The organism is Clostridium sartagoforme AAU1, from assembly GCF_000401215.1.
In the GTDB taxonomy this organism is placed as follows: Bacteria; Bacillota; Clostridia; order Clostridiales; family Clostridiaceae; genus Clostridium; species Clostridium sartagoforme.
Genome location: NZ_ASRV01000134.1, coordinates 1 through 16,255 on the forward strand (window position 1 = coordinate 1; position 16,255 = coordinate 16,255).

The following is a 16,255-nucleotide window of genomic DNA, read 5'->3' on the forward strand; positions in this document are numbered from 1 at the left end:
TAAATTTATATTAAAACACTTAAAAGTGGAATATTAAGATCTATTAAATTTAATAGATGAGTGTACGAATAAAGAGAAAATAATTGAATATTAAACTATATAGATTTAATTTTTATAAAACTTATTGTTGACAATAAATAGAAATGATAATAAAATAACAATATAAAATTGAATAAATCTTCAGGGCAGGGTGAAATTCCCTACCGGCGGTAAAGCCCGCGAGCTATTTTAGCATGATTCGGTGAAACTCCGAGGCCGACAGTAAAGTCTGGATGGAAGAAGATAATGTATTTAAGTGATTTTTATTTATAATTACTTTTGTTTGTTATACTGTTATATTAGCTCTGAAATATTTTTATATTTCAGAGCTAATATTATTTTTTATGCAAAATAAAAAGTTTTTATTTATATTGATTATTTATGTTATTGTGTTTTAATGCTCTGGGGATAGATTTACTCAGAGCATTTTTGCTTTATAAATAAAGAGAAGGAGTTAAAAGATGGATGAAAAGTACATGCAATTAGCTATTGAATTAGCTAAGAAAGGAAAAGGTAAGGTTAACCCTAATCCATTAGTTGGAGCTGTTATTGTAAAAAATGGGAAAATAATAGGGCAAGGATATCATAGAAATTATGGTGGAAATCATGCTGAAATAGAAGCCATAAATAATTCAAGTGAAAGTGTTGAGGACTCAACTATATATGTAACATTAGAGCCTTGCTTTCATTATGGTAAAACGCCTCCTTGTGTAGATAAATTAATTTCTTCCAAAGTTTCTAGAGTTGTAATAGGAAGTTTAGATCCAAATCCATTAGTTTCTGGGCAAAGTATTAGAAAATTAAAACACGCTAAAATTGAAGTTAAGATTGGAGTATTAGAAAAAAAATGTTTAAAGCTAAATGAAATTTTTATTAAATATATAAAAACTAAAAAACCTTATGTTGTTTTAAAATCTGCTATTTCTTTAGATGGAAAGATAGCAACTAGAACTGGAGAATCTAAATGGATAACTGGAGAATTATCAAGATTAAAAGTGCACGGACTAAGAAATGAGTTAAGTGGAATTATGGTTGGAATAAATACAGTACTTATGGATGATCCAACTTTAACTTGTAATATTAAAGGTGGAAGAAATCCTATAAGAATTATAGTTGATAGTAATCTTAAAATTCCAATAGATTCTAAAATATTAAAAACCTCAAGCAATTATAAAACAATAATAGCAACTACAGAAAAATCAGATATAAATAAAAGGAATATAATAATAAATCTTGGAGCTGAGGTGTTAATAACAAAATCATTAAATAATAAAGTAGATCTAAATGATTTAATGTTAAAACTAGGAGAAATTGAAATAGATAGCATTCTTTTAGAAGGTGGGGGAGAATTGAATTACTCTGCACTAAAAGCTGGAATAGTCGATAAAGTGATGATATTTGTTGCTCCTAAAATAATAGGTGGAATAGATTCTAAAACTTGTATTGAGGGAGAGGGAATAGACTTATTGAGTAAAGCTTATAAAGTTACTGATTTAAAAGCTAAACTTCTAGATGAAGATATATTACTAACTGGATATATAGGGGGGTGATAATTTGTTTACAGGGATAGTTGAAGAAATAGGTGTTATAAGAGAAATTAAAAAGGGACTTAAATATTGCCAAATAAAAGTACAGGCTAATAAGGCATTAGAAAATACAAATATAGGCGATAGCATTTCTGTAAATGGTGTTTGTTTAACAGTAACAAGTATAATGTCTACTGAGTTTACAGCTGATATTGTTTTAGAATCTTTAAAAAGAAGTAATTTAGGAAGTCTTCAAATAGGATCTAAAGTAAATTTAGAAAGAGCACTAAGTGCAAATGGTAGATTTGGAGGTCATATTGTAAGTGGGCATATTGATTGTATAGGAGAAATAACATCTATAGCTAAAGATGAAGTGGCTACACTCATAGCTGTTAAACCTTTATCTTCTGTTATTAAATATATAGTTGAAAAAGGTTCGGTCGCTATTGATGGAATAAGCCTAACAGTGGCATATGTAGACAATGAAAAGTTTTTACTTTCCATAATACCCCATACAATTAGTGAAACTACTTTAATGGAGAAAAAAGTTGGAAACTTTGTAAACATCGAATGTGACATTGTAGGTAAATATATAGAAAGCTTTATAAGCTTTAATGATAAAGAGATAAAAAAAGAATTTAAAATAAATGAAAATTTCTTGAAAGATAATGGATTCATGTAGGAGGATAATTTCAATGTATAAATTTAATTCAATAAAAGAAGCAATTAATGATATTAAAGAAGGTAAAATAATTATTGTAATTGATGATGAAGGAAGAGAAAATGAAGGCGATTTTTTAATGGCAGCAGAAAAGGTTACTGGTGAATCTATAAATTTTATGGCTACATATGGAAAAGGGTTAATATGTATGCCAATAAAAAGAGATATTGCGGATGAATTAAATATAGAAGGCATGGTTAGCGTAAATACAGATAATCATGAAACAGCCTTTACAGTTTCTGTAGATCATATAGATACTACTACTGGAATTTCTGCTCATGAAAGAGCATTAACAATAAAAAAGTTATTAGATGAAAATAGTATTGCTAATGATTTTAGAAGACCAGGACATATGTTTCCATTAATAGCTAAAGACAATGGTGTTTTAGAAAGACGTGGACATACTGAAGCGGCTGTCGATTTAGCAAGACTAGCTGGGTTAAAAGAGGCTGGTGTAATTTGTGAAATAATAAAAGATGATGGAACTATGGCTAGAACAAATGATTTAATTAAATTTGCAAAGGAACATAATTTGAAGCTTATAACAATTGACGATTTAGTTAAATATAGACAAAAAGAAGAACTACTAATTAAAACTGAAGCAGAAATTAAAATGCCAACTAAATATGGTAATTTTAAAATGTATGGATTTACTGAAAAAGTCTCTGGTAAAGAGCATGTGGCTTTAGTACTTGGAGATATTGAAAATGTTAATTCCATACTAGTTAGAGTACATTCCGAATGTTTAACCGGTGATATATTTGGATCAAAAAGATGTGATTGTGGTGAACAATTAGATTTCGCGTTAAAAAGTATAAAAGAAGAAGGTATTGGAATTTTATTATATATGAGACAAGAAGGAAGAGGTATTGGCTTAATAAATAAGCTTAAAGCATATAAGCTTCAAGAAGAAGGATATGATACTGTAGAGGCTAATTTAAAACTTGGGTTTCACCCAGATTTAAGAAGCTATGATATTGCAGCTTCTATATTAAAATCTTTGAAAGTAAATAATATAAAGCTTATTACTAATAACCCTAAAAAAGTTGAAGGATTAGAAAGTTATGGAATAAAGGTATCAGAAATAGTTCCAGTAATAATAAGACCAAATGCTGAGAATAATTTTTACTTAAAAACTAAAAAAGAAAAAATGAATCATATTTTATAATAATAACTTTGGAGGTATAAAAAATGAAAGTATTTGAAGGAAACTTAGTTGGAAAAGATTTGAGCATTGGAATAGTAGCAGGAAGATTTAATGATTTTATTGTTTCTAAGTTAGTAGATGGAGCATTAGATGGATTAAAAAGACATGGTGTTAATGAAAATGATATTGAACTGACTTTAGTGCCAGGTGCATTTGAAATCCCTTTAATAGCAAAGAAGATGGCAAATAGTAAAAAATATGATGCGATTATTTGTCTAGGAGCAGTTATAAAAGGATCAACACCGCACTTTGACTATGTATGTGCTGAAGTATCAAAAGGAGTTGCATCAGTTTCATTAGATAGTGAAATACCTGTTATATTTGGAGTTTTAACTACTGATTCTATTGAGCAAGCTATTGAAAGAGCAGGAACGAAAGCAGGAAATAAGGGGTATGATGCCGCTATGTCGGCAATTGAAATGGCAAATTTATTAAGATCAATATGAATTTAACCTATTGAAAGCTATCCTAAATAACATTAAAATTATAGTAAGTTTAGTTTGTTTTAAGGAGGACGTTTTGGATAGAAAATTAATAGAAAAGATAATTGGTAAAAAGAGTTATGTTAATTTAAACGATGAAATATATTCTTTAAGAGAAATAACAGGTATTATGAGACAAAACATTCAGAATAACATAACTTTTACAGATGATTTTATTACTAAAATTAATGTTAAAGCTTTAAAATCTAAAATAATAATAGATGAGATAGTTAATGGTATTGAAAATGATTCTTTTATTCCAGGATATGCTAATAGTAAAAGTTATTTATTGAATTACCTAAGAAATTTCAAGAGTAGTCTAGAAGGAATTATTAAGTTTACTAATCATTTTAATTATGATGAATTACTCAAATATACAAATAGTCTTATAGACTTAATATTGCTATTTTGATAATATAAAAATACTTATAATTGAAAATATTATACCTTCTTTTCTTATTAGGCTATCTTATAAGAAAAGAAGGTATTTATTTAAATGATATCTTCAAGGTCTATTATTTCCTGATTTCCAGTATCCATATTTTTGATATTTATAGTCTTATTTATTTCTTCATCTTCACCTAGAAGAATAACATTTGGAATCCCCATTTTGTCAGCATAATTCAATTTTTTCTTTAATTTATCATCTTCAAAATATATTTCTACAGACTTTTTTAGTTGAGACAGTCTTGTATATACTTGGCCACAGTATTTCAACGTATCTCCAATTGGAATAATTAAATACTCAACCTTAGATGGAAGTTTATAATTTTCAATAAATCCTATCTCTTTTAAAACAAAAAATAATCTTGTTAAACCAATTGAAATACCAACTCCGGGCAATATATTAGTAGTGTAATTTTCTGATAAGTTATCATATCTGCCACCAGAGCAAATGGATCCATATTGTTCATTATTAGTTAGCAAAGTTTCAAATACTGTTCCTGTATAATAATCTAAGCCTCTTATGATTTTTAAATTTATTATATACTCACTATCATCTACTCCAAGTATTTCTAAAGTAGTAATAACTTCTTTAAGCTCATTCAAACCCATGATAAATTTTTCATCTTGTATACTTAATGAATTTAATTTTTCTAAAACTTTGTTCTTAGAGCCATTTATACTTATAACTTTGTTTATCATATTTGCTTGTTCTTCATTTACTAATTTATTTAGCTCCTCCTCAAAGGATAATTTCCCAATCTTATCATATTTATCTATTAATATCATAACATCAGCAGGATTTTCTATATTTAATGACTTTAATAAAGCAGATAATATTTTTCTATTACTTATTTGAAATTTATAATTTTTTAATCCTATTGATTGAAAGGCTTTTGATGCTAAATTAATAACTAATGCATCATTTTTTACGCTTAATTTATCTTTGCCTATAATATCAACATCACATTGATAAAATTCTCTATATCGACCCCTTTGATTTCGTTCTCCTCTATAAACCTTACCTATTTGATATCTTTTAAATGGAAATGTTAACTCATTAAAATATTGAGATGTATATCTAGCAAAAGGAACTGTTAAGTCAAATCTTAATGCTAAGTTATTAGATCCTTTTTGGAATGCATAAACTTGCTTTTCTGTCTCTCCAGCACTTTTAGCAAGTAAAACTTCAGCTTTTTCTATAATTGGAGTATCTATAGGTAAACATCCATTCTCTTCATATACTTTTGTAATTTTTTCTACCATATCATTGAATTTTCTTTGTTCTATAGGTAATAATTCCATAAATCCTGGTAAGATACTTGGTTTAATTTTATAGTTGTTCATTTTTAATTTCTCCTTTTATATTTTAAAAATAAGAATTCAAGATTATTATTAGTACATATTTAATCCTAAATCAAAAAGCCATGCAGGCAAATATCCCACATGACTTACAAAAATATGATTGCATTAGCATATCATAGCCTAGAGATACAAGCCCACTTAAAATAGACCTGCACTCTTTTTACAAGAACAAGTCTCTCTAGCAATGATGATGTATTAATTTATATAAATTCTTCAATGCCTTCATATTATTTCCTCCTAAATTTATTATACTAATTATAAACTATTTTGAATTTCCCTTCAACAAAATTTATTAATTAATAAAAGCTTGAAGGTATTAATAATGAGTATTAAAATTAATTTGTTATAAAAAATATAAATTACATATGATGTGAGGGTTAAAATGAAAATACGAAAGCCAGATTATTTTGATAAATTTGAATGTATAGCTGATAAATGTGAAGATACTTGTTGTGCAGGATGGGGAATAGTTATAGATGAGGAAAGTTATAAAAATTATTTATCTGTACAAGGTAAGTTTGGAGAAGAATTAAGAAGTAAAATAGTTAATGAAGATAATGAAAATATATTTGTTTTAAAAGGTGATAGATGTTCCTTTTTAAATGAAGACAATTTATGTGATATATATAGTAACCTAGGGGGGATAGTCTTTGCTATACATGTAGACAATACCCTCGCTATTTAGAAGAATTCGGTAATCTTCGTGAAATGGGAATATCTTTGTCTTGCCCTGAAGCTGCAAGAATAATATTAAGATCATCAAAAAGAGTAATATTTGAATTAAGTGAAAATGATGAAGAAGTTAATAATTATAATGATATAAATCCAACTCTGTATATAAGTCTTATGCAATGCAGAAAAGTAGTGTTTGATATACTGCAAAATAGAAGTTTAGATTTAAATATTAGATGTTCTTTAGCCCTTATTTTTGCAAATGAAATTCAAGAAAAAATAGATTTAAATGATATAAAATCTATTAAAAATATAAAAGATAAGTATTTAGCTGAAGAATTTATTGAAAAAATTATTAAAAATCTTCAGAATTATAAAGGAAAAGAATATAAAAAATATAATAATATGAAAGAAATACTTAATGTATTTAAAGATTTAAAACATATAAAGCCTAATGATATTTTGGGAATAGAAGATGCACTAAGATATTTTTGGCAAAGTGATACGGATAAAGAGATTTACCTAAGTTTTCATGAAAAGTTTGATGAACATTACAAGGAGAAAAACTACCACTTTGAACAAATTTTAGTTTATTATATTTTTAGATATTTTATGAAATCTGTTTTTGATTATGATGTTTTAGCTAAAATAAAATTTGCAGTGATAAGTTATATTATGATAAAAGAATTAGCAGTAGTAAGATTTTTAGAAAATAGAGAATTTAAAGAAGAAGATATGGTAGATATAGCACATACTTATTCAAAGGACATAGAGCATTTAGAAGAAAATATAGAAAATTTGGAAATGGTATTTGAAACCAATAAGGTGTTTAATATCGAAAACTTACTAACTGTAATGTTAAACTTATAAAAAAACAGAAAAGTAAATTAGCAATTAATTATACTATTTTTAATAAATTTTATTCTTATACTAAATATATTGGTTGTAGTAGGTAAATTGTGGTATATTTATAGATAAATATATAAATAACTATTAAGTTACTTTTAGTTTTACATTTTACATTACTCTTGAGAGAATATAATAATAAAAAGGTATTATGGGGATAAAATGATTAATAAGATGAATAAAGCTATTGATTTGTTTAAATCTAAAGCTATGATTAAATTTAAGCAACGAGTATTCAATGGAGAAAAATATAATATAAAGTACGTATTAAATATTGCTTCTGGTTCAGATAATCTAATAATTATTTTTACAGCATGCACTAAAATAGGGCAGCCTGCAAGATACAACTATGTAAGAACTTTAGATAAGTATAAATGCAATAAGCTTTTTATTTTAGATGATTTTGGATTTGATAATAGAGGTGCATATTATTTAGGTAAAAATAAAGATTTTGCTATTCAAAATGATGTTAATTTGTTAATAAATCAAGTAATCCAGAAATTAAATATAAAGAGAAGTATATTTATAGGCTCTAGTAAGGGGGGATATGCAGCAATGTATTTTGGTATAGGCATAAAAGATAGTATTATTATAAGCGGAGCTCCTCAGTACATGCTAGGTGATTATTTAAATTTACCAGGACACCAAAATATATTAAATTATATAATGGGAGATTCAGAAGAATCTTCAGTTGAATATTTGAATAGAGTTATGAAAATAAAAATAGATGAAAATAGAAATAATAATAACTCAGTATATCTTCATTATTCTATAAATGAAGAAACTTATGATAGTGACATAAAACATTTAGTTTATCAGTTAGATAACTTAGGAATTAATACCATTAAAGATATTAAGGAATATATGAATCATTCAGAGTTAACAAAATTCTTTCCGGCATTTATAAGAGAAACTTTGGATAAGCAATTATAATGAATATAGTAGAAAAAAGAAGTGTATTATACTGATAATAAGAAAAATCCTTTATAATTTAAGTATTTATATAATTGCTAATTTATATTAATTGAATTAAGGAGAACTGTTATGGATTTAAAAGAAAAAATAATAGAAGTAAAGAGTTATTTAAGTCAGTATGAAAAATTAAATCAAGCACTTAGCTTAATCTATTGGGATATGAGAACTAATATGCCAAGTAAAGCAGGAGAATCAAGATCAGAGGTTTTAGAGTATTTGTCTGGTGAAAGCTTTAAAATGATTACCAGCCCTAAGATTGGAGAATTTATAAAAGACTTATCACAGAATAAAAGTGAAATGAATCTTCAAGAAAGAAGAATGTTAGAGGAGCTTGAAAGAAATTATAATGAAACCAAAAAAATACCAAAGGATAGATATGTAGCTTTTGTTGGTGTTTGTAGCAATTCAGAATTAGCTTGGGAAAGAGCTAAAAAAGAAAATGATTTTGAAATATTTAAACCTCATTTAGAAAAAGTAGTTGAATTTCAAAAGGAATTTATTAATTATTGGGGATATAAAATAGATAAGTATGATACACTTTTAGATAAATATGAATTAGGACTTACCACTAACAAATTAGATAAGATATTTTCAGAGCTAAAAGATGGAATAATCGAAATTTTAAATAATTTAAAATCAAGCAAGAAAACTATAAAACGTGACTTTTTATTTGGAAATTTTGACACAAAAAAGCAGAAGGATTTATCTTTATTAATTTTGGAAAAAATAGGATTTGATTTGAGTGCTGGGAGATTAGATGAAAGTATCCATCCATTTACAACAAACTTTGGTAATAAGGATGTAAGATTAACTACTAATTATCATGAAGATGAGTTTACTTCAGCTTTGTTTAGTACTATTCATGAAGGTGGACATGGTATTTATGAACAAAATATAAGTGATAATTTAGAAAATACAGGTCTTCAAACAGGATCTTCTATGGCAATACATGAATCTCAATCAAGATTTTATGAAAATATATTAGGCAGAAGTAAAGAGTTTTGTTCATATTTACTACCTATAGCTAAAAAATATTTTGAAGATTTCAAAGCTGTTACTTTAGACGAATTCTATGAAGCGATGAACTATGTTGAGACTTCATTAATTAGGACAGAAGCAGATGAATTAACTTATGGACTTCATATTATAATAAGATATGAAATTGAAAAAGAATTAATTAATGGAAAAATAACAGTAGATGATCTTAAAGGTTTATGGAATAAAAAGTATAAAGAATATTTAGGTGTTGAGCCTAAGAATGATAGTGAAGGAGTACTTCAAGATACTCACTGGTCAGATGGATCCTTTGGATATTTTCCAAGTTATGCTTTGGGTAATTTATATGGAGCGCAAATTTTCCATAAACTTTTAGAGGAGAAACCAGAAGTAATGGATGAAGTGAAAAATGGAAATTTAACTGAAATAACTAACTGGTTGAAAGAAAAAGTACATGTACATGGTGCAGTATATACTCCAAATGAACTTATAGAGAATATAACAGGGGAAGATCTTAATCCAAAATATTTTATAGATTATTTGAAAAACAAATATTATAAAATATATAATATAAAATAGGATTTCATATTATAATAAATAAACTGATGGCTAAAGATAATAATACATCATTAGCCATTAGTTTATTTATACTATACAGTTTCTAGATATGTATTATTATTTTTTTCAATATCATAAACAAATAGTTTCCATTATCTCATTCTTGCATTTTAAAGTAACTTACCTAAAAATTTAAGAATTATTATTTAATTTATCTTGCTTTTTGAATACTTTCAATTAGGTTTCTATCAATAAATTTTAAAACCTCACCATTACTTACTTAAAAAAGTAAGTAAATATTATCTGAATTATTAAATTTTCTTAGCATTAATTCCTAGCTTCCATGAATGAAAATAACGTAAAATGTAATTGGATTATTATATTATCTCATAACTAGATATATAAGTTAAATAAAGTTTAAATTTATTTTCTGGGAAATAATGTAAAATCATTAGTTTATTTTCTTATATATAATTATACATAAATAAAAGAAAATTAAAATTAATATTCATGTAGGTTTTTATATGTTTTCAGTTTATAAAAAATACTTAGGTCTTAAATGTAGCAATTCTATTGAATGATTTATGAAAAGATTCTATTATACAGATAAAGGAGGGGATATTTTATGAAAGAAAAAAGTTTAAAAGCTCATGAAAATTGGAAAGGAAAAATAGAAGTTATAAGTAGATGTCCTGTAAATAACAATGAAGATCTGACAATAGCATACACTCCCGGGGTATCATATCCTTGTTTAGAAATTGAAAAGGATAAAGATGCTTCATATAAATATACAAGGAGATCTAATTTAGTTGGAGTAATTACTGATGGAAGCGCTGTATTAGGGCTTGGAAATATTGGGCCACTAGCAGCAATGCCAGTTATGGAAGGAAAATGTGTATTATTTAAAGAATTTGCAGGTGTTGATGCATTTCCTATTTGTATAAGTGATAATGATGTTGATGTTTTGGTAAATACAATAAAACTTATAGAAGGAAGTTTTGGAGCGATAAATTTAGAGGATATAAGTGCACCTCGTTGTTTTGAAATTGAAGAAAGATTAAATGAAATTTGTGATATACCTGTTTTTCATGATGACCAGCATGGTACTGCCATTGCTGTATTAGCTGCACTTCTAAATGCTATGAAGGTAGTAAGAAAAGATTATAATATGAAGATTATAGTAAATGGAGCAGGAGCTGCAGGGATAGCTATAGCTAATTTAATATACGATGCAGGCTTTAAGAATATTGTAATTTGTGATAGATATGGTATAATCACAAGTAATAATGCAAGTAATAAATATCAAATGGAATGCGCTGTAAAATTTAACAGAAATAAGGATGGATCTCTTGAAGATGCATTAGTAGAAGCGGATGTATTTATAGGAGTTAGTGCTGGAAATATTTTAACAAAGGAAATAGTAATGTCAATGAATGCTGATTCTATAATATTTGCACTAGCAAATCCAATTCCAGAAATAATGCCTGAGGTAGCTAAGGAAGCAAATGTAAAGGTTATTGCTACAGGAAGAAGTGATTATCCTAATCAAATAAATAATCTGTTGGTATTTCCAGGAATAATAAAGGGAGCTTTAAAGGCACGTATTAATAAAATAACTACAAAGATGCAATTAGAAGTTGCTAAAGGAATTGCTAATTGTATAAAAGAAAATGAATTAAATAGTGAAAATATAATTCCAAGTGTATTTGATAAAAGAATCGTTGATTTAGTTTGTGATGTAATTTGTAGTTTTAAAGAATAGGAGTTATTATGGAGAATTTAGCTAAATTATTTAATAAATTAACTAATAGTGAACAAAAGGTATTTACATATATTTATGCTAATCAACAAAAAGTAATAAAAATGAAAATAAATGATTTAGCTAAAGAAACATTTACTTCGAAAACTGTAATTATTAATTTAGCACAAAAGCTAGGGTTTGAAGGCTTTTCAGATTTAAAATATTATTTAAAATCAAATAATAATGGTGAAGATGACATAAAGGTTTTAGAAGATTTGCAATATGGATTAAAACAAAATATTGAAAAAACTTTTGTGGTAATAGAAGCTGATTTGTATAAAAAGGTTTCTAGAGAAGTTATGGAAGCTAAAACTGTTTATGTTTTTGCAAGAGGTACAAGCAAAGCAGCCGGATATTATTTAAATCATCTTTTATTAACCTTAGGAATTAAGTGTATATTTGTTAAAGATTACAACCTATTAACTCTAGTTGGAAATACATTAGAAAGTGATGAATTAGTTATTTTAATTTCATTATCTGGAAATACAGAAAAGATACTGGAGGTAGCTAATATATCTAAAGTTAAAGGTTGCAAAACAATAGGGATTACTTCCTTTGGGAATAATGAATTATCTAAGATAAGTGATTATACTCTTCATTGTGTATCTAGTGATACAGAAACAAAATTTAATGATAGCATATCTAGAATTGGTATGTTTATAGTAATTGAAATGTTAGTAAATTCTATTAAAGAGTTTACTAATAGATAGCTCGCAAAATTGCGAGCTATTTTTTTAGAGAATTATAAGATTTGCTATTTAGATAATTTTTAAGACCTAGGTCATTTCTTATGACCTTAGACTTCACAAAAGAAAAGAGTATCACTTAGACTTATTGAAAGATTTGTTTATACCGATTACAATGAAAATGAAAAGAGCGCTCTTTAAAGAAAAGGTATTCATAAATATATAATTTAATAAATGGAGGAAGGCGAAATGTCAAAAGAATTTAGTCAAAAAATTCAACAGTTTGGTAGAACCTTATTACTACCAATTGCAGTTATGGCTCCAGTAGGAATGATATTAGGTATAACAGGAGCTCTTGTTCAGTCTTATATGATAGCAAGATTCCCATTCCTAGGCAATGAAGTTCTAAATACAATTTTAGTTAATATCAGAACTATAGCAGGTGCTGTCTTTGACAATATTCCACTAATGTTTGCAATGGGTGTTGCTTATGGAATGTCAAAAAAAGATAAGGGAATTTCAGTATTTGCATCAGTTATAGGATATATAATCTTAATAATATCTATGAATGTATGGTTAACTGTAACTGGAAAGTTAGCAGCTCCTGAAGTAATGAGTCAATTTGGACAAATAAAGGTATTAGGAATACAAACCATGAATGTAAACGCTTTGGGAGGTATAGTAACAGGTTTAATTGCAGCTTGGGCAACAGATAAATTTTATAAACTTGAATTACCAATTGCTTTTGCATTTTTCTCTGGTAAAAAATCAGTTCCAATAATAACAATGGGAATTATGACTGTAATCGGACTAACAATACCATTCATATGGGAGGCTTTAGTTGCTTTACTTACTAAATTGTCAGTAGTTTTTTTAAGCCCAGTAGGACCATTCTTTACAGCAGCAGGTGAAAGGCTATTTATTCCTTTTGGATTACATCATCTTTGGAATGCTCTATTTAGATTTACTGAAGCTGGTGGTTCATATGTTATAAATGGAGAAACTTTTGTAGGGGTTGTTCCAACCTTAAATGAAGTTTTATTTAATCAAGGACCAACTAGTGAATATTGGAGTATGATGCCATCATTAACAAGATTTATGGCTCAACAACAAATGTTATGTACTTTATTTGCTTTCCCTGCTATAGGACTTGCAATGTACAAAACAGCATATAAAGAAAATAAAAAGTTAGTTAAATCTTTAATGATTACTTGTATATTAACAGCACTTTTAGGTAATGTTACAGAACCACTAGAATTTTCATTTGTATTTATTGCACCATTATTATATGTAGCTTATGCATGTATAATAGGCGTTGGAGCAGTAGTATTATCATTAGCTAATGTAGCAATTGGATATATAAGAGGTACAATTTTCGATTTTGCAATATTTGGATTACTTTATGAAAATACTCATTGGATTAGCTTTATATTGATAGGATTAATTTTAGCAGTTGTAGTTTATTTTGTATTCAAATGGGCAATATTAAAATTTGATTTAAAAACCCCAGGAAGAGAAGATTCTCCATCAGCAGACAATACTCTTATAAAAGAAAAGAGATATGATGAAATAGCTAAGATAGTTATAAAAGCCTTAGGTGGAAAATCAAATATAAAAAATGTAGATAATTGTATAACTCGTTTGAGAATAGATTTAGGTGAAGTTAATATAGTAGATCAAAAACTTTTAGAGACATCAGGATGTACAGGAATATTCTTCCCAGCATCTAAACATATTCATATTGTTTATGGACCTTTAGTAGAGTTTGTTAGAAATGCAGTAGATGACGAATTAAACAATATGTAGTTATAAATTTACTAAAACATTAATATAAATTATAAATACAGCGGAGGGATAGATAATGAGAAGTAGTAATATAATCACAATAACTGGAGCAGGAAGTGCTAGAACTCCAGCCTTGGTAGGAAGCTTAGTAAAATTAAAGGATAGATTTCCATTAAAGAAAATCATCTTTTATGATATAGATAATGAAAGAACGTCTAAAATGGAAGACTATATTAGATTAGTATTAAAAGCTTATTGCAGTGAAACAGAAGTTATTTTCACAACTGATCCAGATGTAGCATATGAAAAACAGATTTTGTATTTTGTCAAATGCGTGTTGGGAAAAACGAAATGAGAAGTTTTGATGAAAAAATTCCACTAAAATATGGACTAGTAGGACAAGAAACTTGTGGACCAGGAGGATTTGCTTATGGAATGAGATCTCTTGGCGCAATGGTAGAAATGGTTAACCAAGTTCGTAAACATTCAAAGGATACATGGATACTAAATTATACAAATCCTGCTGCAATAGTTGCATTAGGGCTTGATAAAGTATTTCCAGATGATAAAAGAATTTTAAATTTGTGTGATCAACCATATTCTCTTATGAGATCTTATTCAAAAATATTAGGAGTTGAGCAAAAAAATTTAAGAGCTACTTATTTTGGACTAAATCATTTTGGATGGTTTACAGAGCTTAAAGATACAGAGGGAAAAGACTATTTTGATGAATTAAGAACATATTTAAGGGATTATGATTTTAAGCCTTATAATGCAGAGCAGCGTTCTAAATCTTGGCTTGATACGTACTTAAGAGTAAATAAATATATGAACTTCTTTGATGAATATATTCCAACAACATATCTTCAATATTATTTCTTTGCAGAAGAAATAGTAGCTGAAAGTGATCCTAATTACACAAGAGCAGATGAAGCAAAGGATTCAAGAGAAAAAGAAGTTTGGGATATATGCTCTAAGGCCACTAATACTGATTCAATTGAAGATATAGAAATAATTACAAATAGTGTATTTGGAGACTTGATGGTTGAACTTGCTGAATCAATAGCTTATGATCTTCATAATGAGTTTATTCTTATGAGTAGAAATAATGATATTATAACTAACTTTAGTAAAGATGCTATTGTTGAAGTTTCAGGAACTGTTGGAAAAGATGGAGCTAATCCTTATAAATATGGAGAAATTAAACCATTTTATAAAGGTTTAATGGAAGCGCAACATGCGTATGAACTTCTTACAGTTGAAGCTTTCTTAGAAAAAAATTATACTAAAGCATTACAAGCATTAACTTTAAATAGAACTATTGTAAATCCAGAAAAGGCAAAAGCTGTATTAGATGATTTAATGGAAAAAAATAAAGATTACTGGTATTTAACTTAAAAATAATTAAAGTCCTCTAAAATTTTAGAGGACTTTAATTATTTTATTTTATTAATTGATTAAAAATCATAATTCTATGTCAATACTGATAATAAGTAAAGATGTAGGAGGGGTTAAGTATGAAGTCTAATAAAAAATTATTAACTATAATATTTATAGTAATAATATTTTTATTAAGTGCTAAAATAAGTGCTTATGCAAATACATCAAATAATTTTGAATCTATGGGATTAAATAGTGAAAATTTTATTGAGTATATAAATAATTTAAGTATTGATAAAGAAGATATTGAAAATATAATTGATAAGGGAAAAGATTTAGCAGAAGATGTTAAAGATAAAACTAGTATAAAAGAGTTTTCTTTGGCTGAAATTCTAGGGATATACAAAGATGCAACTTATATAGCAAATAACTTAAATTTAAATATAGATTTTAGTTTTAAAGACGGCAATTTTATTCTTAAAGAAAAAGAAAATAATGATACAATTTTTGAGGGTAATATAAATGAATTAGGAAAATACTTCGATTTTTATAAAAATAATTTAGATTTACTGGCTAAAGAAGTTTTGGGTAGTATTGATAATAAAGAGATTATAGAAAATATTGAAGAAGTTGCTGAAGATGAACTTGGAATTTTAAAAGAAACTTCAAATAATAATGAAATAATAAGTAATAAAATTATAGATAATAAAGA

The 16,255-nt window shown here is 26.9% G+C and carries 14 protein-coding genes, 1 pseudogene and 1 riboswitch; of the genes and pseudogenes, 14 read left to right on the top strand and 1 reads right to left on the bottom strand.

Annotated features, from left to right (window positions below; translation table 11 throughout):
- Positions 1 to 172 precede the first annotated feature (172 nt).
- Positions 173 to 288: riboswitch (FMN riboswitch) on the top strand.
- 212 nt (positions 289 to 500) lie between these two features.
- The 5 genes from ribD (at position 501) to A500_RS10920 (ending at position 4,387) form a co-directional block, all read left to right on the top strand.
- Positions 501 to 1,589 carry a bifunctional diaminohydroxyphosphoribosylaminopyrimidine deaminase/5-amino-6-(5-phosphoribosylamino)uracil reductase RibD gene (gene ribD, locus A500_RS10900; protein WP_016207641.1) on the top strand — a complete coding sequence of 363 codons (1,089 nt, stop codon included), beginning with the start codon at positions 501 to 503 and terminating at the stop codon, positions 1,587 to 1,589.
- A gap of 4 nt (positions 1,590 to 1,593) precedes the next feature.
- Positions 1,594 to 2,247 carry a riboflavin synthase gene (locus A500_RS10905; RefSeq protein ID WP_016207642.1) on the top strand — a complete coding sequence of 218 codons (654 nt, stop codon included), beginning with the start codon at positions 1,594 to 1,596 and terminating at the stop codon, positions 2,245 to 2,247.
- Positions 2,248 to 2,260: 13 nt separating this feature from the next.
- A complete protein-coding gene (locus A500_RS10910) occupies positions 2,261 to 3,454 on the top strand; it encodes a bifunctional 3,4-dihydroxy-2-butanone-4-phosphate synthase/GTP cyclohydrolase II (RefSeq protein WP_016207643.1) in 1,194 nt (397 codons plus the stop codon).
- Positions 3,455 to 3,477: 23 nt separating this feature from the next.
- Positions 3,478 to 3,939, top strand: coding sequence for a 6,7-dimethyl-8-ribityllumazine synthase (ribH, locus tag A500_RS10915; protein WP_016207644.1), 462 nt, complete (start codon positions 3,478 to 3,480; stop codon positions 3,937 to 3,939).
- Positions 3,940 to 4,012: 73 nt separating this feature from the next.
- Positions 4,013 to 4,387, top strand: a complete 375-nt coding sequence (locus A500_RS10920) for a hypothetical protein (RefSeq protein WP_016207645.1) — start codon at positions 4,013 to 4,015, stop codon at positions 4,385 to 4,387.
- Positions 4,388 to 4,467: 80 nt separating this feature from the next.
- On the opposite strand, the gene hisS is transcribed toward A500_RS10920, so the two are convergent.
- On the bottom strand, positions 4,468 to 5,766 hold the full coding sequence (gene hisS, locus A500_RS10925; protein ID WP_016207646.1) for a histidine--tRNA ligase: 1,299 nt from the start codon (positions 5,764 to 5,766) through the stop codon (positions 4,468 to 4,470).
- Between the two features lie 400 nt (positions 5,767 to 6,166).
- Here hisS and fliB point away from each other — a divergent pair.
- The 9 genes and pseudogenes from fliB to A500_RS10965 all read left to right on the top strand — a co-directional run.
- Positions 6,167 to 7,326: pseudogene (gene fliB / locus A500_RS10930) on the top strand (flagellin lysine-N-methylase).
- 198 nt (positions 7,327 to 7,524) lie between these two features.
- On the top strand, positions 7,525 to 8,295 hold the full coding sequence (locus tag A500_RS10935) for a hypothetical protein (RefSeq protein ID WP_016207647.1): 771 nt from the start codon (positions 7,525 to 7,527) through the stop codon (positions 8,293 to 8,295).
- A 111-nt stretch (positions 8,296 to 8,406) separates the two neighbouring features.
- Positions 8,407 to 9,912: a carboxypeptidase M32 gene (locus tag A500_RS10940; protein WP_016207648.1), complete on the top strand. Its 1,506-nt coding sequence runs from the start codon at positions 8,407 to 8,409 to the stop codon at positions 9,910 to 9,912.
- A gap of 604 nt (positions 9,913 to 10,516) precedes the next feature.
- Entirely contained in the window at positions 10,517 to 11,653 is a 1,137-nt protein-coding gene (locus A500_RS10945; RefSeq protein WP_016207649.1) for an NAD(P)-dependent malic enzyme, read from the top strand.
- Between the two features lie 8 nt (positions 11,654 to 11,661).
- The gene (locus A500_RS10950) at positions 11,662 to 12,402 is read left to right on the top strand and encodes a MurR/RpiR family transcriptional regulator (protein ID WP_016207650.1); all 741 of its coding nucleotides are present in this window, start codon (positions 11,662 to 11,664) and stop codon (positions 12,400 to 12,402) included.
- A gap of 225 nt (positions 12,403 to 12,627) precedes the next feature.
- Complete coding sequence (locus A500_RS10955) at positions 12,628 to 14,184, top strand: PTS transporter subunit EIIC (protein ID WP_016207651.1); 1,557 nt, start codon at positions 12,628 to 12,630, stop codon at positions 14,182 to 14,184.
- 55 nt (positions 14,185 to 14,239) lie between these two features.
- A complete protein-coding gene (locus tag A500_RS21730) occupies positions 14,240 to 14,518 on the top strand; it encodes a family 4 glycosyl hydrolase (protein ID WP_016207652.1) in 279 nt (92 codons plus the stop codon).
- Positions 14,515 to 15,561 (top strand): family 4 glycosyl hydrolase, encoded by a 1,047-nt coding sequence (locus A500_RS21325; RefSeq protein ID WP_016207653.1) that lies wholly within the window; start codon positions 14,515 to 14,517, stop codon positions 15,559 to 15,561. The genes A500_RS21730 and A500_RS21325 overlap by 4 nt, the downstream gene beginning before the upstream one ends.
- Before the next feature lie 119 nt (positions 15,562 to 15,680).
- A partial coding sequence (locus A500_RS10965) for a hypothetical protein (RefSeq protein WP_016207654.1) occupies positions 15,681 to 16,255 on the top strand: 575 nt, incomplete at its 3' end.